Source organism: Pseudomonas guariconensis (assembly GCF_024127895.1).
GTDB classification, from domain to species: domain Bacteria; phylum Pseudomonadota; class Gammaproteobacteria; order Pseudomonadales; family Pseudomonadaceae; genus Aquipseudomonas; species Aquipseudomonas guariconensis_B.
On sequence record NZ_JAMYBK010000040.1, the window covers coordinates 1 to 21,489 of the forward strand.

The 21,489-nt window shown below is 66.1% G+C and carries 21 protein-coding genes; 7 read left to right on the forward strand and 14 right to left on the reverse strand.

Annotated elements, in window-relative coordinates; all coding sequences use genetic code 11:
* Positions 1 to 175: 175 nt before the first annotated feature.
* Positions 176 to 1,150: a cysteine synthase A gene (gene cysK / locus NJF35_RS23680; protein ID WP_253081664.1), complete on the reverse strand. Its 975-nt coding sequence runs from the start codon at positions 1,148 to 1,150 to the stop codon at positions 176 to 178.
* A 133-nt stretch (positions 1,151 to 1,283) separates the two neighbouring features.
* On the opposite strand from cysK, the gene NJF35_RS23685 reads away from it, so the two are divergent.
* The 3 genes from NJF35_RS23685 (at position 1,284) to NJF35_RS23695 (ending at position 4,549) form a co-directional block, all read left to right on the forward strand.
* Entirely contained in the window at positions 1,284 to 2,357 is a 1,074-nt protein-coding gene (locus tag NJF35_RS23685; RefSeq protein ID WP_253091560.1) for a DUF748 domain-containing protein, read from the forward strand.
* A gap of 155 nt (positions 2,358 to 2,512) precedes the next feature.
* On the forward strand, positions 2,513 to 3,358 hold the full coding sequence (locus tag NJF35_RS23690; RefSeq protein WP_224456502.1) for an AAA family ATPase: 846 nt from the start codon (positions 2,513 to 2,515) through the stop codon (positions 3,356 to 3,358).
* Positions 3,359 to 3,370: 12 nt separating this feature from the next.
* Positions 3,371 to 4,549, forward strand: coding sequence for a vWA domain-containing protein (locus tag NJF35_RS23695; protein ID WP_225789832.1), 1,179 nt, complete (start codon positions 3,371 to 3,373; stop codon positions 4,547 to 4,549).
* Positions 4,550 to 4,575: 26 nt separating this feature from the next.
* Here the strand turns inward: NJF35_RS23695 and NJF35_RS23700 are convergent, their stop codons facing one another.
* From NJF35_RS23700 to NJF35_RS23715, 4 genes are read right to left on the reverse strand one after another with little or no spacing between them, the layout of a single operon-like run.
* Positions 4,576 to 5,493 carry a biotin-dependent carboxyltransferase family protein gene (locus NJF35_RS23700; protein ID WP_253081666.1) on the reverse strand — a complete coding sequence of 306 codons (918 nt, stop codon included), beginning with the start codon at positions 5,491 to 5,493 and terminating at the stop codon, positions 4,576 to 4,578.
* Positions 5,490 to 6,185, reverse strand: coding sequence for a 5-oxoprolinase subunit PxpB (gene pxpB, locus NJF35_RS23705; protein ID WP_253081667.1), 696 nt, complete (start codon positions 6,183 to 6,185; stop codon positions 5,490 to 5,492). The genes NJF35_RS23700 and pxpB overlap by 4 nt, the downstream gene beginning before the upstream one ends.
* Positions 6,182 to 6,961 (reverse strand): 5-oxoprolinase subunit PxpA, encoded by a 780-nt coding sequence (locus tag NJF35_RS23710; RefSeq protein ID WP_225789835.1) that lies wholly within the window; start codon positions 6,959 to 6,961, stop codon positions 6,182 to 6,184. The genes pxpB and NJF35_RS23710 overlap by 4 nt, the downstream gene beginning before the upstream one ends.
* A 9-nt stretch (positions 6,962 to 6,970) precedes the next feature.
* Positions 6,971 to 8,254 (reverse strand): MFS transporter, encoded by a 1,284-nt coding sequence (locus NJF35_RS23715; protein WP_410900354.1) that lies wholly within the window; start codon positions 8,252 to 8,254, stop codon positions 6,971 to 6,973.
* A 147-nt stretch (positions 8,255 to 8,401) separates the two neighbouring features.
* Between NJF35_RS23715 and NJF35_RS23720 the strand changes: the two genes are divergently transcribed.
* Entirely contained in the window at positions 8,402 to 9,313 is a 912-nt protein-coding gene (locus NJF35_RS23720) for a LysR family transcriptional regulator (protein WP_225789836.1), read from the forward strand.
* 58 nt (positions 9,314 to 9,371) lie between these two features.
* On the opposite strand, the gene NJF35_RS23725 is transcribed toward NJF35_RS23720, so the two are convergent.
* The 3 genes from NJF35_RS23725 to NJF35_RS23735 are packed head-to-tail and all read right to left on the reverse strand — an operon-like array spanning position 9,372 to position 11,189.
* Complete coding sequence (locus tag NJF35_RS23725; protein WP_225789837.1) at positions 9,372 to 9,893, reverse strand: DUF2937 family protein; 522 nt, start codon at positions 9,891 to 9,893, stop codon at positions 9,372 to 9,374.
* Positions 9,894 to 9,904: 11 nt separating this feature from the next.
* Complete coding sequence (locus NJF35_RS23730) at positions 9,905 to 10,678, reverse strand: class II glutamine amidotransferase (protein WP_225789838.1); 774 nt, start codon at positions 10,676 to 10,678, stop codon at positions 9,905 to 9,907.
* A 16-nt stretch (positions 10,679 to 10,694) separates the two neighbouring features.
* On the reverse strand, positions 10,695 to 11,189 hold the full coding sequence (locus NJF35_RS23735; RefSeq protein WP_225789839.1) for an MFS transporter: 495 nt from the start codon (positions 11,187 to 11,189) through the stop codon (positions 10,695 to 10,697).
* Positions 11,190 to 11,414: 225 nt separating this feature from the next.
* On the opposite strand from NJF35_RS23735, the gene NJF35_RS23740 reads away from it, so the two are divergent.
* Positions 11,415 to 13,466 carry a S9 family peptidase gene (locus tag NJF35_RS23740; RefSeq protein ID WP_253091561.1) on the forward strand — a complete coding sequence of 684 codons (2,052 nt, stop codon included), beginning with the start codon at positions 11,415 to 11,417 and terminating at the stop codon, positions 13,464 to 13,466.
* Here the strand turns inward: NJF35_RS23740 and NJF35_RS23745 are convergent.
* A complete protein-coding gene (locus NJF35_RS23745; RefSeq protein ID WP_225789841.1) occupies positions 13,444 to 13,734 on the reverse strand; it encodes a hypothetical protein in 291 nt (96 codons plus the stop codon). The genes NJF35_RS23740 and NJF35_RS23745 overlap by 23 nt on opposite strands.
* A gap of 134 nt (positions 13,735 to 13,868) precedes the next feature.
* Between NJF35_RS23745 and NJF35_RS23750 the strand changes: the two genes are divergently transcribed.
* Positions 13,869 to 14,237: a YajD family HNH nuclease gene (locus NJF35_RS23750; RefSeq protein WP_225789842.1), complete on the forward strand. Its 369-nt coding sequence runs from the start codon at positions 13,869 to 13,871 to the stop codon at positions 14,235 to 14,237.
* Between the two features lie 104 nt (positions 14,238 to 14,341).
* On the opposite strand, the gene NJF35_RS23755 is transcribed toward NJF35_RS23750, so the two are convergent.
* The 5 genes from NJF35_RS23755 to NJF35_RS23775 all read right to left on the reverse strand — a co-directional run bounded on the left by NJF35_RS23755 (position 14,342) and on the right by NJF35_RS23775 (position 20,419).
* The gene (locus NJF35_RS23755) at positions 14,342 to 15,832 is read right to left on the reverse strand and encodes an aldehyde dehydrogenase (RefSeq protein WP_253091562.1); all 1,491 of its coding nucleotides are present in this window, start codon (positions 15,830 to 15,832) and stop codon (positions 14,342 to 14,344) included.
* Position 15,833: 1 nt separating this feature from the next.
* The gene (locus NJF35_RS23760; protein WP_253091563.1) at positions 15,834 to 16,736 is read right to left on the reverse strand and encodes a dihydrodipicolinate synthase family protein; all 903 of its coding nucleotides are present in this window, start codon (positions 16,734 to 16,736) and stop codon (positions 15,834 to 15,836) included.
* Positions 16,737 to 16,806: 70 nt separating this feature from the next.
* The gene (locus tag NJF35_RS23765) at positions 16,807 to 18,135 is read right to left on the reverse strand and encodes an MFS transporter (protein ID WP_225789845.1); all 1,329 of its coding nucleotides are present in this window, start codon (positions 18,133 to 18,135) and stop codon (positions 16,807 to 16,809) included.
* A 183-nt stretch (positions 18,136 to 18,318) separates the two neighbouring features.
* A complete protein-coding gene (locus tag NJF35_RS23770) occupies positions 18,319 to 19,638 on the reverse strand; it encodes an NAD(P)/FAD-dependent oxidoreductase (protein WP_225789846.1) in 1,320 nt (439 codons plus the stop codon).
* A 58-nt stretch (positions 19,639 to 19,696) separates the two neighbouring features.
* Positions 19,697 to 20,419, reverse strand: coding sequence for a GntR family transcriptional regulator (locus NJF35_RS23775; RefSeq protein WP_225789847.1), 723 nt, complete (start codon positions 20,417 to 20,419; stop codon positions 19,697 to 19,699).
* 336 nt (positions 20,420 to 20,755) lie between these two features.
* On the opposite strand from NJF35_RS23775, the gene NJF35_RS23780 reads away from it, so the two are divergent.
* A complete protein-coding gene (locus NJF35_RS23780) occupies positions 20,756 to 21,073 on the forward strand; it encodes a YgaP-like transmembrane domain (RefSeq protein WP_225789848.1) in 318 nt (105 codons plus the stop codon).
* Positions 21,074 to 21,489: the final 416 nt, after the last annotated feature.

Consider the following 21,489-nt stretch of genomic DNA (forward strand, 5'->3'; position numbering starts at 1 on the left):
GGCAAGCCGGCTCCCACATTGTCCGTGCAAACCGCATCATGTGGGGCCGCCGCGGTCCCTGTGGGAGCCGGCTTGCCGGCGATGGGCTGCAAGGTAGCCCCAAAAATGACAAAGCGCCGCTTAACCGACCGGCATTGGGCCCTGCGCCGAACCGCTCTTTCTTGCCGCTTGGAGCTTATTGCTGATTCTCCTGCTCGGTGAACAGGTCGGCGAACAGCATGCTCGACAGGTAACGCTCGCCGGAGTCCGGCAGGACCACGACGATGGTCTTGCCCTGCATCTCCGGCTTCTCGGCCAGGCGCACCGCCGCGGCCATCGCCGCGCCGCTGGAGATACCGCAGAGGATGCCCTCCTCCTGCATCAGGCGCAGGGCCATGGCCTTGGACGCCTCGTCACTGACGGTCTCGACCTGGTCGACCAGCGACAGGTCCAGGTTCTTCGGCACGAAACCGGCACCGATACCCTGGATCTTGTGCGGGCTGGGCTTGAGCTCCTCGCCGGCCAGGGTCTGGCTGATCAGTGGCGAGGCCACGGGCTCCACCGCCACCGACAGGATCGACTTGCCCTGGGTGTGCTTGATGTAGCGCGACACACCGGTGATGGTACCGCCGGTGCCCACCCCGGCCACCAGCACGTCCACCGCGCCGTCGGTATCGTTCCAGATCTCCGGGCCGGTGGTCTTCTCGTGGATCGCCGGGTTGGCCGGGTTGTCGAACTGGCCCGGCAGGAAGTACTGGCCCGGGTCGGCGGCGACGATCTCGTTGGCCTTCTCGATCGCCCCTTTCATACCCTTGGCCGGATCGGTCAGCACCAGCTCGGCGCCCAGGGCCTTGAGCACCTTGCGCCGCTCCAGGCTCATGGAGGCCGGCATGGTCAGGATCAACTTGTAGCCACGGGCCGCGGCGACGAACGCCAGGCCGATGCCGGTATTGCCCGAGGTCGGTTCGACGATGGTCATGCCGGCCTTGAGCTTGCCGCTGCTCTCGGCGTCCCAGATCATGCTCGCGCCGATCCGGCACTTGACCGAATAGCCCGGGTTGCGCCCTTCGATCTTGGCCAGGATGGTCACGCCGCGCGGGGCGATGCGGTTGATCTGCACCAGGGGCGTATTGCCGATGGAATGGGCGTTGTCTGCGTAGATACGGCTCATGGCAGGGGTCCTTGAACGTGAAGGAGCAGGGAAAGCCTCAAGGGTAAGCCTGCCCATGGGGGGCGTAAAGCCCGTTCGAACTCGGCGAAGCGCCCCGCGGTCAACCGGACAACCCGCAAAGGAGAGCCTGCCGATGAAAGGTCGCTACCGCTGGCCACTGGTCGGCCTGGCCAGCCTGCTCGTGCTGTTGGTGGCCCTGCACCTGGCCCTGCCCTACCTGGTGCGCGACTACCTCAACGACAAGCTGGCCGACATGGGCGACTACCACGGCCGAATCGTCGACGTGGACCTGGCCTGGTGGCGCGGCGCCTACCAGATCAATGGCCTGGAGATCGTCAAGACCACCGGCAAGGTGCCAGTACCGTTGCTCGATGCGCCCCTGATCGACCTGTCGGTAAGCTGGCACGCCCTGTGGTACGACCAGGCGGTGGTGGCCGAGGTGACCTTCGTGCGCCCCGTGCTGAACTTCGTCGACGGCGGCGACAAGCAACACTCCCAGACCGGCCAGGGCACCGACTGGCGCCAGCAGTTGGAAAAGCTCGTGCCGATCACCCTGAACGACGTGCGCATCGACGATGGCACCCTGACCTTTCGCAACTTCACCTCCAAGCCGCCAGTCGACCTCAAGGCGACCCGGCTCGATGTCAGCATCCGTAACCTGACCAACGTGCGCGACGAAAAAGGCCGGCGCGACGCCAGCTTCGACGCCAGCGCCGTGCTGCTGGGCGACGCCAAGGTCGAAAGCCGCGCCATCTTCGACCCGTTCAGTGATTTCGACGACTTCCAATTGCGCCTGCGCGCGACCGGCATCGAACTGCGTCGCCTCAACGATTTCGCCAGTGCCTATGGCAAGTTCGACTTCAATGCCGGGCATGGCGACCTGGTGATCGAGGCCCAGGCCGAGAACGGCCGGCTCGACGGCTACATCAAGCCGCTGCTGCGTGACGTCGACGTGTTCAACTGGCAGCAGGACGTGCAGGACAAGGACAAGGGCTTCTTCCGCTCGGTGTGGGAAGCGCTGGTCGGGGCCAGCGAGACAGTGCTCAAGAACCAGCCGAAGAACCAGTTCGCCACCCGCGTGGAGCTTAGCGGCAGCGTGCACCAGCAAAACATCAGCGCCTTCGAGGCATTCCTGCAGATCCTGCGCAATGGGTTCATCCGAGCGTTCAACGCACGCTACGAGCAGCCGCCGCCGGATGCCGACTGAGCGAGCGTGACGGGGCATTCAGCGACTGAATACCCGGTCTGCGTTTCCAGCTGCCCAGCCCCGCGTTATAGTCGGTGGCAAATCACGAACATGTGTTGCCTGTACCGGCTTGCCGGCGATAGGGCCGCTACAGACACCCCGCAGAGGACAGATCCATGAAGTTCGAAGGCACCCGCGACTACGTCGCCACAGACGACCTGAAACTGGCGGTAAACGCGGCCATCACCCTCGAACGCCCGCTGCTGGTCAAGGGCGAGCCGGGCACCGGCAAGACCATGCTCGCCGAGCAGCTCGCCGCCTCTTTCGGCGCCCGCCTGATCACCTGGCACATCAAGTCCACCACCAAGGCCCACCAGGGCCTCTACGAGTACGACGCGGTCAGCCGCCTGCGCGACTCGCAGTTGGGCGTGGACAAAGTCCACGACGTGCGCAACTACCTGAAGAAGGGCAAGTTGTGGGAAGCCTTCGAGGCCGACGAGCGGGTGATCCTGCTGATCGACGAGATCGACAAGGCCGACATCGAGTTCCCCAACGACCTGCTGCAGGAACTCGACAAGATGGAGTTCTACGTCTACGAGATCGACGAGACCATCAAGGCCAAGCAGCGCCCGATCATCATCATCACCTCCAACAACGAGAAGGAGCTGCCCGACGCCTTCCTGCGCCGCTGCTTCTTCCACTACATCGCCTTCCCCGACCGCGACACCTTGCAGCGCATCGTCGACGTGCACTTCCCCGACATCAAGCAGTCACTGGTCAGCGAAGCGCTCGACGTGTTCTTCGACGTGCGCAAGGTGCCGGGCCTGAAGAAAAAGCCCTCCACCTCCGAGCTGGTCGACTGGCTCAAGCTGCTGATGGCCGACAACATCGGCGAGGCGGTGCTGCGCGAGCGCGATCCGACCAAGGCCATTCCGCCGCTGGCCGGCGCCTTGGTGAAGAACGAGCAGGACGTGCAGTTGCTCGAACGCCTGGCCTTCATGAGCCGGCGCGGCAACCGCTGACAGGAGCCGGCCATGCTGCTCAACCTGTTCAACGAAATGCGCGCGGCCAAGGTGCCGGTGTCGGTGCGCGAACTGCTCGACCTGCTCAATGCCTTGCAGCAGCGCGTGGTGTTCGCCGACATGGACGAGTTCTACTACCTCGCCCGGGCCATCCTGGTGAAGGACGAACGGCATTTCGACAAGTTCGACCGGGCCTTTTCCGCCTACTTCAAGGGCCTGGAGAACCTCGACCGGCACCTGCAGGCGCTGATCCCCGAGGACTGGCTGCGCAAGGAGTTCGAACGTTCGCTGAGCGACGAGGAGCGCGCGCAGATCCAGTCCCTGGGCGGGCTGGACAAGCTGATCGAGGCATTCAAGAAACGCCTGGAGGAACAGAAGGAACGCCACGCCGGCGGCAACAAGTGGATCGGCACCGGCGGTACCAGCCCGTTCGGCAGTGGCGGCTACAACCCCGAGGGCATCCGCGTGGGCGATGCCGGCAAGCGCCAGGGCAAGGCGGTCAAGGTGTGGGACCTGCGCGAGTACAAGAACCTCGACGACCAGGTCGAGCTGGGCACGCGCAACATCAAGCTGGCCCTGCGCCGCCTGCGCAAGTTCGCCCGTGAAGGCGCAGCCGAAGAGCTGGACATCGACGGCACCATCGACCACACCGCGCGCGATGCGGGCCTGCTGAACATCCAGATGCGCCCGGAACGGCGCAACACCGTCAAGCTGTTGCTGCTGTTCGACATCGGCGGCTCCATGGATGCCCACGTCAAGGTCTGCGAGGAACTGTTCTCGGCCTGCAAGACCGAGTTCAAGCACCTGGAGTACTACTACTTCCACAACTTCATCTACGAGTCGGTGTGGAAGAACAACCTGCGCCGCACCTCCGAGCGCTTCTCGACCTTCGACCTGCTGCACAAGTACGGCGACGACTACAAGGTGGTGTTCGTCGGCGACGCGGCCATGGCGCCCTACGAGATCACCCAGCCGGGCGGCAGCGTCGAGCACTGGAACGAGGAAGCCGGGTACGTGTGGATGCAGCGCTTCATGGAGAAATTCCGCAAGATCATCTGGATCAACCCGTACCCGAAACAGACGTGGGACTACACGGCTTCGACGCACCTGGTGCGCGAGCTGGTCGAGGACAAGATGTATCCGCTGACCTTGCAAGGGTTGGAAGACGGGATGCGCTATCTGTCCAAGTAAGCTGGGGCTGCTTTGCGGCCCCAGCCTCAGCCCCAACGCCCCAGATACCCCTGCTGCTCCCGCCAGGCCTGCTCCTGCACCACCGCCCTGAACCGCACCACCGCCCCCGGCAGGCACTGCGCCAGTTGCGCCAGCGCCAGCGGCGTCAACGCGCCCAAGCGTGGATAACCACCAATCGTCTGCCGGTCATTGAGCAACACGATCGGCTGCCCATCCGGCGGCACCTGCACCGCTCCCAGCGGTATCCCTTCGGAAATCATCGGCGCCCCCTGGTAGACCAGTCGAGGCCCCAACAAGCGGATGCCCATGCGGTCCGCGCGGCTGTCCAGGGTCCAGTCGCTGTTGAATGCCTCGAACAGGCTGGTGCCACTGAACGCACCGATCTGCGCGCCCATCACCAGGTCCAGAACAGGCTTCGCCTCATGGGCCGGGCGCAACGCCTCGGGCACTTCGCGCAACGCCGGCGAAGCCTCGCCGAACACCAGCATCTGTCCCTTGACCAACGCCCCGCCCCGGCCATCGATCCCACCCAACGCCTCGCGCACGACCGTCGCGCAACTGCCCAGCACCGCCTCGCCCTGGAAGCCGCCCGGAGCCGCCAGGTAGGCACGCACGCCCTGGCGAGGCTGTTTCAGGGTCAGTTGCTGGCCCTTGCCCAGGGTGAAACTGCGCCACGGCGCCAATGGCCGATCATCGACCCGCGCCTCCAGATCCGCCCCGGCCAGGGCCAGCACGCAATCCTGCTCGGCCACCACGCTGAAGCCGCCGAGCGCCACCTCCACCACCGGCGCACCGAGGGCATTGCCCAGCAGCCAGTTGGCCCAGCTCATCGCCACCCAGTCCAGCGCCCCGCCCTGGGTCACGCCCAGGTGGCACACGCCGAACCGCCCGGCATCCTGCAACTGGCACAGCGCCGTGCTGGCCTCGATCCTCAACTGCCTCATGCCTGGGCCTCCAACGGGCTATCGTCACCGCCCAGCCTGACGAACTCGGCGCGATCCACCGCCACGAAGCGCACCCGGTCGCCGGGTTGCAGCAAGCTGTAGCCCTCGCGCCCACGGTCGAACAAACGCACCGGGGTACGCCCGATCAGGTTCCAGCCGCCCGGCGATACCGCCGGATACGCGGCGGTCTGCCGCTCGGCGATGCCGACGCTACCGGCTGCCACGCGCTTGCGCGGGGTAGCCAGGCGCGGCGTGGCCAGGCGTTCGTCCACCAGGCCCATGAACGCGAAACCGGGGGCGAAGCCCAGGGCGAACACCGGGTACTCGCGCTCGCTGTGCAAACGGATCACCCCCGCCTCGCCCAGCCCGCTGCGCGCGGCCAGCAGTGGCAGCTCGGGCCCGACGCTGGCGTCGTACCACACCGGTAGCTCGTGCCGGCGCCCGGCATTGCCCGTATCGGGCCGCAGCCCTTCCAGCGCCTGGTCGATCAGTGCCCTCGCCGCGCCCGGCGCCAGGTCGAACTGCACCATCAGCGTGGTGTAGGACGGCACCAGTTCGACCAGGCGCGCGCCGAACGCCGCGCGCAGGCGCTGGCTGGCGGCGAGGATCCAGGGCATGTTGGTCTCGTCGATGACGTCGAACAGGCGCACCATCAGGCTGTCGACGGCCACCACCTCGATACGTGGGTTCATGGCTGCTCCAGGGCGTCGAGGGCCTGGCGGATCTGCCGCACGGCAGCCACCGAGCTGTCGTTGTCGCCATGCACGCACAAGGTACTGGCGTGTAGCCGAACGGCGCTGCCATCGTCGGCCACCAGCGCCTCGCCCCGGGCCAGGCGCAGGGCCTGTTCGACCACCAATGCCGGGTCGTGGTGTACCGCGCCGGGTAGGCGCCGCGAAACCAGGTGGCCGCTGGCGGTGTAGGCACGGTCGGCGAAGGCCTCGAACCACAAGGGCACACCGACTTTCTCGCCCAGGGCACGGGCCGCACTGTCGTCGGCGGTCGCCATGAGCATCAGCGGCAGGCTGGCATCGTAGGCGGCCACGGCCTCCAGCACGGTGCGCAGCTTGAGCGGGTCGGCCATCATGTCGTTGTACAGCGCGCCATGGGGCTTGACGTAGGCCACGCGGCCACCGAGCACCCGGCAGATGCCATCCAGGGCACCGATCTGGTAGTGCAACAGGTCACGGATCTCCTCCGTGCTGCAGGCCATGGAGCGGCGGCCGAAGCCGACCAGGTCCGGGTAGGCCGGGTGGGCACCGACGGTCACGCCGTGCTCCAGGGCCAGCGCCACGGTGCGGCGCATGGTGCCCGGGTCGCCGGCGTGGTAGCCGCAGGCGATGTTGGCGCAGTCGATGTAGGGCATGACCTCGGCATCCAGGCCCATGCGCCAACTGCCGAAACTCTCACCCATGTCGCAATTGAGTAGCAGGCGTTTCACCTGGCGGGCTCCCCTGTCGATGTTCATATGCCTACCTTACCGCGCCTGGAGTTCTTTGCCGCGGGTTTCCGGCAGGCTCAACGCGGCGAGGATCACCACGCCATAGGACACCGCGGCGAACCCGCCGATGCCCAGGCCCAGCGGCACCTTCTGGCTGAGCAGGCCGATCAGCAGCGGGAAGAACGCCGCGATGGCACGGCCGACGTTGTAGCAGAAACCCTGCCCCGAGCCACGGATGCGGGTGGGGAACAGTTCGGTGAGGAAGGCACCCATGCCACTGAAGATGCCCGAGGCGAAGAAGCCCAGGGGGAACCCGAGCCACAGCATGACGCCATCGCTGACCGGGATCTGGGTATAGAGCAGGATGATGATGAACGACCCCACGGCGAACAGGATGAAGTTCTTCTTGCGGCCCAGCAGGTCGGTAAGGTAGGCGCTGATCACGTAGCCGACATAGGAACCGACGATCACCATCGCCAGGTAGCCGCCGGTGCCCAGCACGCTCAGGCCGCGCTCGTTCTTGAGGAAGGTCGGCAGCCAGGAGGTGATGGCGTAGTAGCCGCCCAAGGCGCCGGTGGTCAGCAGGGAGGCGCGCAGGGTGGTCCAGAGCATGCCGGGGGCGAAGATCTCGTAGAAGTGCGAAGGCGCTTCGGCTTTTTCCACGGCCTTGGCTGCCCGGTACACCTCCGGGTCCTTGACCAGGCGGCGGACGAAGATCACGAACACCGCCGGCACGATGCCCAGCAGGAACAGCGCCCGCCAGGCCTGCTCGGGCGGCAGGAAGGAGAACAGCAGCGCATAGAGGATCGCCGTCAGCCCCCAGCCGATGGCCCAGCCGGACTGCACCATGCCCACCGCCTTGCCACGGTCCTGGGCGCGGATCACCTCGCCGATCAGCACCGCGCCGGCGGTCCATTCGCCACCGAAGCCGAAGCCCATCAGGGTGCGGGCGACCAGCAATTGCTCGTAGCTCTGGGCGAAGCCGCAGAGGAAGGTGAAAAAGGCGAACCACAGTACCGTCAACTGCAGGGTCCGTACCCGACCGATGCGGTCGGAGAGAATGCCGGCGATCCAGCCGCCCAGGGCCGAGGCGATCAACGTGCTGGTGTGGATCAGCCCGGCCTCGGCGGTGGTGATGCCCCACAGGGCGATCAGGGTGGGGATGACGAAGCTCAGCATCTGAGTGTCCATGCCGTCCAGGCCATAGCCGATCTTGCAGCTCCAGAAGGTGCGCCGTTGCTGTCGGTCGATGTCGCGGTACCAGGCGAAGGGGCCGGTCGACACCGGGGAAGATGCCTGCTGCATGCCGGATGGGTTCATGATTGCCTCGGCTTGTTGGTATTGTTTTGCGAGCGACGGGTACCGTCGCGGCCTGGGCGCCATTGTTCAGAGGCCGTGGGGTGAGCGTCCAACGATAAAATCCGTCTGTCTGGGATAAGAAAACCTGATCACCCCTGCGAGCACACCATGAACCTCCGATTCCTCGAAACCTTCGTCTGGGTCGCCCGGCTCAAGAGCTTTCGCCTCACCGCCGAGAAGCTGTTCACCACCCAGGCCTCGGTGTCCAGCCGCATCGCCGCCCTCGAGGCGGACCTGGGCGTGAAGCTGCTGCTGCGCGACTCGCGCGGGGTCAGCCTGACCCCGGAGGGCAGCAAGGTGCTGGAGTACGCCGAGCGCATGCTCGACACCGCCAAGGCCATGAAGCGCTCGCTGGACAGCGACCGGGCCAAGGTCGGGCGGATCCGCATCGGCGTGATGGACACGGTGATCCACACCTGGATGAGCGCCCTGGTGGCCGAACTCAGCGAACGCTATCCGCAGGTGGAAATCGAGCTGGTGGCCGATACCGCGCTGAACCTGCGCGAGCAGTTGCAGAAGGGCTTTCTCGACGTGATCCTGCAGACCGACCTGCTGCGCCAGGAGTCGATCCGCAGCACCGACCTGGCCCGCTACCCCATGGGCTGGATCGTCGCCGCAGGCTCCCTCCATCATCGCGACTACGCCTCGTTGGCCGAGCTGGCCCGGGAGCGCATCGTCACCTTCTCGAAGAACTCACGCCCGCACCAGGAAGTGCTCAGCCTGCTGCAGGCCGCGGGTGCCGAGACACCACGGCTGAACTGCGTGAACTCGGTGGCGGCCATCACCCGCCTGCTGCGCGACGGCTTCGGCATCGGTGCCCTGCCCCCGGCGCTGGTCGATGCCGAACTGGCCCGGGGCGAGTTGGTGTTGCTGGAAGGCTTGCAGCCACCGCCGAGCCTGGAGCTGGTGGTGGCCTGGCAGACTGGGGTGGAACTGGTGGACGAGGTGGTGGCGCTGTGCAGGCAGGTGCTGGAGCGGTATGCGCGGGATGTGGGTGGGCAGCGGATCGTGCTGGTCTGAACCCGGTGGGGTGCCCGTTCCAGTCCAGCCCCAAGATTACCAAGGGTGCGCCCAGCCCCTAGCGCCAGCTCTCCTTCACCGCCTTGCGCCGCCCCCCGAGGATCGCCCAGCCAACCAGCAGCAACAGGCTCTCCACCACCAGCGCCAGGACGAACCCGGCCCCCAGCCCCCAGCCGATCGCCTCGGGCACCAGCAGGATCTGGTAGCTGTAGCCCTTGAGCGTCTCCTCGCGCAGCTGCGGGTCGGGCTGCACCAGCACATGCCAGGTACGGCTCACCCACGGCCCTTGCAATGCCTGCCATTCGCGCTCCAGCAGGCGATTGCGCAGCAGCAGGCTCTCGATGCTGTTGGCATCGCTGTTGAACACCGGGTCGTCGCTGCTGCGGTAGTGCCGCACCAGGGCCTGCAGGTCGCCATTGAAAAAGCGCTGCGCGGTCTCCTCGAACCCCGACAGGGCCTGGCGCGATTCGAACAGGTGCGCCTCGACCCGCTGGCTGTAGGCCTCGATCAGCCCCGGCACCTGGATGCCGGCCAGCAGGCCGAAGGTGAACAGCAGCAAGCGCAGGTAGCTTCTGAACATGGACGGGCTTCCTAGCTCTGCCCCTGGGCGACGCTTTCGCCATGCCGCCACAGGGCCCATTGACCCGGCTCGTAGCGCTGCCAGGTCTCGTTCTCGGTCAAGGCCTCGGTGGCGATCACCGTGACCACGTCGTTGGGGGTGGTTTCGGCCTGGAAGTCGACGTTCAGGTCGACATCCTTCAGCCGCGCCGGGCCGAACGGCGCGCGTCGGGTGATATGCACCAGCTTGGTCGAGCAGAAGCAGAACAGCCAGTCGCCATCGCTGAGCAGGCAGTTGAACACGCCCTTGCCGCGGTACCCCGCACAGGCTTCGACCAGCACCGGCAGCAGCTGTTCCACCGCCACCGGCTCCGGGAAGGCCACGCGCACGCGGTTGAGCAGGTCGCAGAAGGCCGCCTCGCTGTCGGTGTCGCCCACCGGCCGGTAGAAGGTGGTCTCGCCACGGAAGTCGCCGAGCTGGCCGTTGTGCGCGAAGCACCAGTTGCGCCCCCACAGCTCGCGGACGAACGGATGGGTATTGGCCAGGCAGACCCTGCCGACATTGGCCTGGCGGATGTGGCCGATGACCACCTCGCTCTTGATCGGGTAGCGCTGCACCAGGTTGGCCACCTCCGACTCGCTGCTCGCCGCCGGGTCCTGGAACAGGCGCAGGCCGCGCCCTTCGTAGAAGCCGATGCCCCAGCCGTCGCGGTGCGGGCCGGTCCGTCCGCCGCGCTGCATCAGGCCGGTGAAGCTGAAGACGATGTCGGTGGGGACGTTGGCGCTCATGCCCAGCAGTTCGCACATGCTCGTGGCTCTCCGCTTACAGGCGTGGCTCGACACGGCCAGGGCCGGCCGGGGCCGGTGGCGGGTCGTCGCGGTAGCGGTCGCGGCGATCGGCGGCCACTGGCGCTGCGGCCATCACCTCATCGTCCTCTTCGGCCTGGCGCCGGGTGGTGGCCTCGGCCTTCTCCCTGCGTTCGCGGGCGCGTTTTTCCAGCGGCCAGCGCAGCAGGACGAAGAGGATGTAGACGGCGAAGGCGATCATGCCGTACATGGCCAGGTCCGACGCCGCGCGCCAGGCGTTGTTGCCGACCTTGAACGCCAGGTCCAGGGTGGTGATGGCGATGGCCGGGGCGAAGCTTTCCTTGACCGGGTCGACGATGGTCGGGGTCAGCAGCAGCACCGCCAGGACCACCCGCAGCGGTTCGCGCAGCCAGCGCCACATCCAGCCGGTGAGTTTGAAGCCCACCAGCAGGCAGCCCAGGGCGGCAAAAGCGTACAGGCCCCAGGCGAGGGTGTAGTCGTTCTCGGTCATGGTGTTCGTGCAAGCCAGGCAAAGAGATGCCTATGATAAACACTTTTCCGGATGCCGGCGCGTCCACCGCCAACCGAGGGCTGCTGCAGCGGCCCCTTCGCGGGCAAGCCCGCTCCCACAAGGTCCTGCGAACCCTCTCATCGGTGATCGACTCGGGCCCTGTGGGGGCGGGCCCGCGCAAGGGGGCCACCTCGCCAGCACGAGCCCACAGCCAAGAGACTTTCCATGCCCGCCACCACCCGCACGCTCCAGCCGCCCATCGCCCGCCAGGCCCCGGGCGCCGATCCCTACGCCTGGCTGCAAGCCCGCGACACCCCCGAGGTCCTGGCCTACCTGGCCGAAGAGAACGCCTACCAGGAGGCCTGCCTGGCCGACCAGGCGCCCTTGCGCGAGCACTTGTTCGAGGAAATCAAAGGCCGCATCCTGGAAACCGATCTGTCGCTGCCCTCGCCCTGGGGCCCATACCTGTACTACACCCGCACCACCGCCGGCGACGAATACCCGCGCCACTACCGCTGCCCGCGCCCGGAGGACGACGCCAACACAGTCGATGAAAGCCGCGAGCAACTGCTGCTCGACCCCAACGCGCTGGCCGCTGGCGGCTTCCTGGCCCTCGGCACGTTCAACGTCAGCCCCGACCATCGCCTGCTGGCCTACAGCCTCGACACCAGCGGCGACGAGGTCTACACCCTGTACGTCAAGGACCTGGCCAGCGGCAGCGTCACCGCCCTGCCCTTCGAGGACTGCGACGGCAGCATGACCTGGGCCAACGACAGCCGCACGCTGTTCTTCGCCGAACTGGACGACACCCACCGCCCTTGGCGCCTGCGTCGCCATACCCTGGGCGAAGACAGCGCACCGACGGTGTTCGAAGAGCCCGACGGCCGCTTCTTCCTGCATTGCTACCGGGCCAGCTCCGAACGCCAGTTGGTCCTGTCGCTCAACAGCAAGACCACCAGCGAAGCCTGGGTGCTGGATGCCGAAACCCCGCTGGCGCCCTTCACCTGCCTGGCGCCCCGGGTCGAGGGCCACGAGTACTTCCCCGACCACGGCCAGCTCGACGGTCAGTGGCGCTGGTTCATCCGCAGCAACCAGGACGGCATCAACTTCGCCCTGTTCCACGCGCCGGCCGAGCAAGTCCCCAGCCGCGACCAGTGGCAGGCGCTGGTGCCGCACCGCGACGATGTCATGCTCGAAGGCCTGAACCTGAATGCCGGCGCCCTGACCCTGAGCCTGCGCGAAGGCGGCCTGCCGATCATCGAGGTCCGCCCCCAGGGCCTTGCGCCCTACCGCGTCGAGCTGCCGGATGCGGCCTACAGCCTCTACGTGCAGGACAGCCTGGAATTCACCAGCACGCGCATTCGCCTGCGCTACGAGGCGCTCAACCGCCCGGCCCAGGTGCGCCAGCTGGTACTGGCCAGCGGTGAGCAGGCCGTGCTCAAGCAAACCCCGGTGCTCGGCGCCTTCGACCCCGACGCCTATGTCAGCGAGCGCCTCTGGGCCGTCGCCGGAGACGGCACTCGCGTACCGATCAGCCTGGTGCGCCGCCGCCAGGACCAGGGCCGCTGCGTACCGCTCTACCTCTACGGCTACGGCGCCTATGGCGAAAGCCTCGACCCTTGGTTCTCCCACGCTCGCCTGAGCCTGCTGGAACGTGGCGTGGCCTTCGCCATCGCCCATGTGCGCGGCGGTGGCGAGCTGGGCGAGGCCTGGTACCGGGCCGGCAAGCAAGCACACAAGCAGAACAGCTTCGACGACTTCATCGCCTGCGCCGAACACCTGGTCGCCGAGGGCGTGACCAGCCGCGAGCGCCTGGTCATCAGCGGCGGCAGCGCCGGCGGCCTGCTGATGGGCGCGGTGCTCAACCAGCGCCCCGAGCTGTTCCGCTGCGCCATCGCCGAGGTACCGTTCGTCGACGTGCTCAATACCATGCTCGACCCAGAGCTGCCGCTGACCGTCACCGAGTACGACGAATGGGGCAACCCCGAGGATCCGCAGGTGTACGCGCGTATCAAGGCCTACGCCCCCTACGAGAACGTCAAGGCCCAGGCCTACCCGGCCATGCTGGTGGTCGCCGGCTACAACGACAGCCGCGTGCAGTACTGGGAGGCGGCCAAGTGGGTGGCGCGCCTGCGCACCTGCAAGACCGACGACAACCTGTTGCTGCTCAAGACCGAGATGGGCGCCGGGCACGGCGGCATGAGCGGGCGCTATCAGGGCCTGCGCGACGTGGCGCTGGAGTATGCGTTCGTCCTCAACGAACTGGGCGTGGCGTAGTCACGGGGGGCCTCGGCGGGTCCTGCCGCAGGCCCGGCAAGGGTTGGTCCTTGGGTGGGCCGGGCACGGGCATCGGTGGCAGCAAGGGCGCACCGGGCTGGTGGTCGCCCGTCTTGGGCGGGGTGCTGGGCGTGATCTGCGGATAGGGTGTCGGCGTCGGGGTGCCCGGGGCACCCGGCACGGGCGTGACGATCCGTGGCTGCAGGCTGGCGGCATCGGCCACGGGCGCGCTGGCGAGGATCAGTACGGCGAGGATCGCATGGAACATCAGCAACCTCCTGCTAGAAATCTTCCTACAGGCTAAGCCGAATATGATCGTTTTGCCTGTCCGACACCCCGCCAGCCGCGCTAGACTCGCAGGCATAACCGTCATCCGCCTGATTACAAGAAAGGTAATACCCCATGAGTTCGGCCTCCACGTCCGCCGCCACCGCCCGCCTCGACCGCATCCTCGCCGATGCCAAGCGCGACAAGGAAATGGGCTATCGCGACAAGGCGCTGAAGATGTACCCGCACGTTTGCGGCCGCTGCGCCCGGGAGTTTTCCGGCAAGCGCCTGTCGGAGCTGACCGTGCACCATCGTGACCACAACCACGACAACAACCCCCAGGACGGTTCGAACTGGGAACTGCTGTGCCTGTATTGCCATGACAACGAGCATGCCCGCTACACCGACCAGCAGTACTTCAGCGAAGGCTCGCTGAGCACGCCGAAGATCGACAAGGCGACCCACAACCCGTTCGCCGGGTTGGCGCAGCTGCTCAAGAAATGAGGTGAGCGCGGGGCGCCGCCGCGAATAGGCCAGCACTGCCTGCATGACAGGCAGTGCCGGGATCGGTGCCGAACGCCGTCAGAACAGCACCGGTACTGCTCGGATCACGAAGCGTTGATCCAGATGGTCTTGAGCTCCGTGTACTGGTCATGGGCCCAGATGGACTTGTCACGCCCACCGAAGCCAGACTCCTTGTAGCCACCGAACGGCGTCGAGGCATCGCCCTCGCCGAAGCAGTTGACCGTCACCACGCCGGCGCGGATCTCCCGCGACAGGCGCAAGGCATTGCGCAGGCTGCCGGTATAGGCCGAGGCGGCCAGGCCATAGACGGTGTCGTTGGCCAGTTCGATGGCCTGGTCAATGGTCGAGAAGGTGGTCACGCTCAGCACCGGGCCGAAGATCTCCTCGATGAACAGCTTGCTGTCGCGGGCCACGCCATCGACGATGGTCGGCTGCACGAACACGCCCGACTCGGTCTGGCCACCCTGCACCACCGAGAGCTTCTGCTCGGCGGCATACTCCAGGTAGGACTTGACCTTCTCGAAGTGCGACTTGCTGACCATCGCGCCCAAGCGATTCTCCGGGTCCAACGGGTCGCCCAGCTTCCAGTCGCCCAGGTGCTTGGCCACCAACTTCAGCAGTTCGTCCTTGACGTCCTCATGGACGATCAGGCGCGAGGACGCCGAGCAGTTCTCGCCCATGTTCCAGAACGCACCGGCGGTGACGAACTGGGCCACTTCGTCCAGGTCCTCGCAGTCGTTCATGACCACGGCCGGGTTCTTGCCCCCAAGCTCCAGCACCACGCGCTTGAGGTTGGACTCGGCGGCGTACTTGAGGAACAGGCGGCCGGTATCGGTCGAGCCGGTGAAGCTGACCATGGCGATGTCCATGTGGCGACCGATCGCCTCGCCCGCCTCGCGGCCACCGCCCGGGGTGATGTTGAACACGCCCGGTGGAATGCCCGCCTCATGGGCCAGCTCGACCACGCGCAGGGCGCTGAGGGTGGTTTCCTTGGCCGGCTTGACCACGATGGAGCAACCGGCGGCCAGCGACGGGGCGATCTTCCAGGCCAGCATCAGCAGCGGGAAGTTCCACGGCAGCACCAGGCCGACCACGCCGATGGCCTCGCGCACCACCATGGTCACGGCGGCATTACCGGTCGGGGCGGTGTTGTCGTAGATCTTGTCGATCAGCTCGGCGTGCCAACGGAGGGTGTGGATGGTTTCCGGCACATCGACGTTCTGGCACTCGCTGACCGGCTTGCCGCTGTCCAGCGCTTCCAGCACGGCCAGCTCGTGGGCGTTGTCTTCCAGCAGTTGGGCGAACTTGAGCAGCACATGCTTGCGCTCGCCAGGTTGCAGCTTGGCCCAGCGGCCGTCTTCGAACGCGCGCTTGGCAGCAGCGACGGCAAGGTCGACGTCCTGCACGTCGCAGGCGGCGACTTCGGCCAACGGCTGGCCGGTGGCCGGGTTGGTGGTGACGAAGGTCCGGCCCGAGAGCGCATCGCGGAACTCGCCATCGATGAACGCCTGGGTTCGTGGTTGCAGTTCGGCGGCGATGGCCGCGTACTGTTCCTTGCTCAGCAATTCAGCCATTTCAGGCACCTCCGGTGATTTGCGCGACAGTACGCTTGAGTTCGGCCACGACGCCCTTGAGGGCCTCTTTCTCTTCGCCATCCAGGCCATGCAGCGGGGCCCGCACGCCGCCGGTGGCCAGGCCATTGAGCTCGCAGCCATACTTGATCGACTGGACGAACTTGCCCCCTTCCAGGACGTCCATCAGCGGCATCATGGCGGCCATGATGCGGCGGCCCTTGTCGAAGTCCTTCTCCAGCACGCAGGCCTCGTACAGGGCCACGTGCTCGCGCGGGATGAAGTTGGAGCCGGCGCAGACCCAGCTCTTGGCACCCCAGGCGAAGAACTCCAGGGCTTGGTCGTCCCAGCCGCAGGACAGCGAGATGCTCGGGCGCTGGGTGGCTAGGCGGTGCAGTTGGTTCATGTCGCCGGAGCTTTCCTTGATGGCGACGATGTTCTTCACGTCGGCGACCGCGTCGAAGAACGCCTCGCCCATGCTCATGCCCATGCGGCCCGGGTAGTTGTAGAGCATGATCGGCAGGTCGGCAGCGGCGTCCACGGCCTTCACGTGCAGGGCGATTTCCTGCTGGGTCGGCAAAGCGTAGGGCGGCGTACCGACCAGCAGGGCGTCGGCCTTGATTTCCTTGGCGTGCTTGGCGAAGGCCACGGAATCCTCGGTCCGGATCGCGCCGGTCCCGACGATCAGCGGCAGGCGGCCGTTGAGCACGTCCTTGGCCTGGGCCGCCAGGTCGAAGCGCTCCTGGGCGGTGTGGGCGTAGTACTCGCCGGTAGAGCCGCCGATGATGACGCCATGGACCTTGGCGGCGACCAGGTACTCCAGGACCTCGGCGAACGCGGCCTTGTCGATGGAGCCATCCGCGGCCAGGGGCGTGATTGCCGGGGTGTAGATGCCTTCGAATTTCACAGTGAGTCCTCCAGTGCAACGATCGGTGTTGTTCAGGTCGCCCCGGCGAACCGGTGCGACATCTTGCGCATCAGTTCAGGGAAGCGGCCTGCTGCAGGTTCAGCGAGCGGGTCTCGGGAGCCAGGGCCCAGGAGAAGACCAGGCCAACCAAGGTGACGATGGCGGCGGCGTACATGGTGAACGCGATGCCGTAGCTGTCCAGGGCCATGGGCACCAACCAGGTGCCGACCGCCGCGCCGATCCGCGACATCGAGGTGCCCACGCCCACGGCGCCGGCACGGATCTCGGTGGGGAACAGCTCGTTCGGGTACACCAGTTGCAGCACCTGGGCGCCGCCGATGAACAGGGCGTAGGCGCCGAACAGGCCGAGGATCACCATCTCGGAACCGGCGTGGAAGACGCCCAGCCCCAGCAGTGCGAGGCCCGACCAGCAAAAGCTGTGGATCAGCATGCTGCGCCGCCCCAGGGTGTTGATCAGGCGCGTGGCGATGATGCAGCCGACGACGAACAGCAAGGTGATGGCCACCGAGCCGACCGAGGCCCAGTCGCCCTTGAGGTTGAGCGCTGCGAGCACCTTCGGTGCGAAGGCATACACGGCGAACACCGGGATCACCGAGCAGGTCCAGAACATGGTGACGAACAGCATGCGCTTGCCATACCCCGAGTGCAGCAGGCTGAGGAACGAGAGCTTCTTCTGCTCAGGCTCTTCCGGCAGGTTGCGCAGGGAGAAACCGTTGCCATAGACCTGCCGGATCACCGCCTCGGCCTCGTCGGCGCGCCCCTTGCTCAATAGCCAGCGCGGCGACTCCGGGGTGCCGATGCGCACCAGCAGCAACAGCGCGCCGATCAGCGCCGGGCTGGCCAGCACCAGGCGCCAGGCCTCGTCGCCCCCCTGGCGCAGGATGACGTCGCCGAGGATGTAGGCGAAGGCAGCACCGGCGAACCAGAGGATGGTCAGGGTGGCCAGGCGCGGGCCACGGTTCTTCTTCGGCAGGAACTCCACCAGCAGCGAGGTGGCCACCGGGTATTCGATGCCCACGGCGATGCCGATGGAAAAACGCAGCAGGAACAGCGCCACGGCCGATTCCACCCAGAACTGGCTGAGCGAAGCCAGGATGAACAAGGTCGGGCCAACGAAGAACACGCGCTTGCGCCCGAGGCGATCGGTCAGCCAACCACCGAGGAAGCCGCCGAAGAAGATGCCGATCAGCGCCGAAGCGGCGATCATGCCCTGCCAGAAGCTGGAAAGGCCCAGGCCAGCGGACATCTGCACCATGGCCACGCCGATGATGCTCAGCACGTAGCCATCGACGAACGAGCCGCCGCCGGACCGCAGGGTCAGCAACTGGTGAAAACGGTTGATCGGTACATCTTCAACGGAAATATTCGGACTTGTCATTATTGTTCCTGTTACTTCTGTATTGCGCTTTGTTCAGGACGAGCGAATCCGCGAAACCGAAAACAGCATTCAGTCCCGTTTGATCGAACTGCACATCTCGACCGTGGATTTCGGGCAAGGGGCGCCCGTGCCGGGCACACTGCGCCCGGCGGATGACACGCGATTCGTTAACCTAGCGAGCCATCAGCTTTCTTTTCCGGCGCGGTACTGCCCCCACATCAGGTTCAGGTTCAGGCCCAGGGAAACCAAGGGCTGCGGTGGATTCGCACAAGGCCCAGGGGCGTTCAGGAGAAAATCGATCAACTCGTTTCGCTCGCCCGCCAGCCAGTCGGCCAGCAGTTTCCCGGTGACGGTGCCGCGCGTCACGCCCAGGCCGTTGCAGCACAATGCGCCGTATACATTCGGCGCCAACTTGCCGAAGAAGCCCATGTGATTGCGCGACAGGGCCAGGGCACCGCCCCAGGTGTATTCGAAGTCCACCCCGGGCAACATCGGGAAGCGCCGTTCGAACGAGGCACGGTGGCGGTGGACGAAGCGCTCCAGGTACTTGCGGTTGGCACGCCCGTCCGGGTTGTAGCTGAAGCTGTTGCGGATCAGCAGGCGGTTGTCGGGCGTGCGGCGCAAGGTGGTGCCGAACGGATCCGCCGGAATCACGCCCCAGTATGGCTTGCCACCCAGGCGTGCCTGCTCTTGTTCGGTCAGCGGGCGGGTCAGGCTGCCATAGGTGAACACCGGCAGCATGCGCCCCTTGAGAAAGCCAAAGCTCATGCCGAAGGCATTGGTGGTCAGCACCAGGTTGTCGGCAGTGATCGAGCCGTTGGCGTGGCGCAGCACCACCTTGTCGCCGTACTCCACGTCGGTGATCGGCGTGTGCTCGTAGAGCGAGACGTTGGCCGGCAGGCTGTCGGCCAGGCCCTTGACCAAGGCGGACGGCTGGATCAGCGCGGTGCCGGGAGTGAACAGGCCCTTGCGGTAGAAATGCGTGCCGATGTGCTCGGGCAGGTCGCGGCCGTCGATCATCTCGTAGGGCTGGCCCAGCTTGTCCAGGCCACGGCGGTAGGCGTCCAGCACGGCGATGCCACGGTCCTCGACGGCGGCCTGGTACTTGCCGCAGTGGGTGAACTGGCAATCGATGTCGTAGCGTTCGACCAGTTCCTTGAGGAACGACTGGCCACCCAGGTTCAGCTTGAGGACGGTCTTGGCGATGTCGATGTCGCCGATGTAGTCCTCGGCGCCGATGTCATGGGGCAAGTCGATGGCGAAACCGGCGTTGCGCCCGGAGGTGCCGAAGCCCACTTCCTGGGCCTCGATCAGCACGACCTGGTCATCGGGGAAGTTCGTTGCCAGCTGGCGCGCCGCGGCCAGGCCGGTGAAGCCGGCGCCGACCACGACCCAACGGGCCTTGCTGTTGCCACTGTGGGCCGGACGGGGCTGCCGGGGCTTGCTCAGGTGGTACCAGCCACAGGAGGTATCATCGGCAGGCAACGAAGTTATTCTTGTCATCTCATGAACCTGGGTATTGTTGTTGACTTGCGATCACCGCCATGGCGGTGACTGGACCTCACAGCGCCAAGGGCACGTCCATCCCCTGTGGCGCGGCGTATTCGGCCATGCGCCGGCGCGACAGCTCCATGTGTGCGCGAATCACCCGCCCGGCGGTCTCCGTGTCCCGCCGCTCGATCGCCTCGATGACCTGGTCGTGCTGGTCGCAGGCCAGCTCCAGGTCGCGTTGCATGTCGTCGGTGGTGGGGTGGCGGTAGAAGATCTTGCCCAGGCGCGTATGGTCGATGAGGATCCGACGCAGGCTCGGCAGCAGGTAGTCGTTGTGCGCCATCTTGCCGATCTCCAGGTGGAAGGCATCGTTGTAGAGCACGCGGTTTTCCACGTCCCGCTCCTCGATGGCCTTGCGGAACAGCGCCTGGATGCCCTTGAGTACCTCGACCTCGGCTGCGCTCGCGTGGAGCGCGGCCAGCTGGGTGGTGGCCACGTAGATCAGCGGTGCGGCGAGGAAGAAGCTGTGCAGCGACTCGTGGTTCATCGCCGCCACCCGTGGTGCGCGGTTGGCTTCCAGCTCGATGTAGCCCTCGGCGGCGATCTGGCGCAGCAGTTCACGCACCGGCGGACGCGACAGGCCGAATTCGTCGCACAGGGCCAGTTCGTCCACCACCGCCCCGGGCGCGAGCTCCATGCTGAGGATCCGCCGCCGCAAGGCGTCGGCCAGGACGACCTTGCGGTCCTGGGGCGCGTCGGCGCTGATCGGTTGGAGGTTGGCGGTGGCTTTCATGGTGGCCTTCTTTGTTGTCATGGCTCTGTGTCTACAGTTTGTATAACGAATATAGGGGAGCGTTAGACAATATGTCTACAGCTTTTTCGATGAACGGCTTATGCCCTGGAACCCACGTGGAACAAGGGCTTCAGTAGCATCTGGCTATTTGAGCACAGCGGCCCAGAGGCTGTCGCGAGATGCATGCCCAGATACGACAGGAAAGTCATCCAGACATGACGAATCGCCCTACGATCGATCATTTTTCGTACAGCCCAAGGTCCGTTCGGCACATGGAAGGAACGGGGGATTTTCACCAGGGTCAGCTGCATACCAACCCTTGGAGGAGGCCTTTCCATGCTCGATATCCATTCGCCAAGCCTGTCGCGCGACCACAATGTCCATGGTTGGGAACGCGCCAGCTCACTGGCCGGCGGTGCCCTGATGATCAGCAAGGGGCTGCGTCATGGCGGCCTGCTTGGCTTGTTGCAGGTCGCAGTGGGTGGCATGGCCCTGGCCCGGGGCATCAGCGGGCACTGCTCGACCAAGGCCTGGTGGCAGCGGCAGCGGGCGGAATATCACCGCCTGCGCGACGACATCGAGCGCAGTGCGGCAGAGCTGAAGGCGATCGAGGCCCGGGCAGAGGCGGCGGCGCAGACGGTGGCGAAGCCTTGAGCGCTGTTTTGCCTGGCCAGCCCCATTCGCGGGCAAGCCCGCCCCAGCGCTGACTTCAAGCACGGCGTGATTCTGGGAGATCACCCAGCCCTTCGGGCTACGCTGTCGCGCAGAGAACAGAGACCGAAAGAGCAACGGGGCCCCTGTGGGAGCGGGCTTGCCCGCGATCAAGGGCGTAGCCCTTGCCATATGTCGGTGGTGTCAGGGCTGGCCCAATCGCCGGCAAGCCGGCTCCCGCAGAGTGGTCGAGTCGATCACAAGTAATGTGGTTTGCAGGGGCCTGTGGGAGCGGGCTTGCCCGCGAACAAGGGCGTAGCCCTTGCCATATGTCGGTGGTGTCAGGGCTGGCCCAATCGCCGGCAAGCCGGCTCCCACAGGGCGGTCGAGTCGATCACAAGTAATGTGGTTTGCAGGGG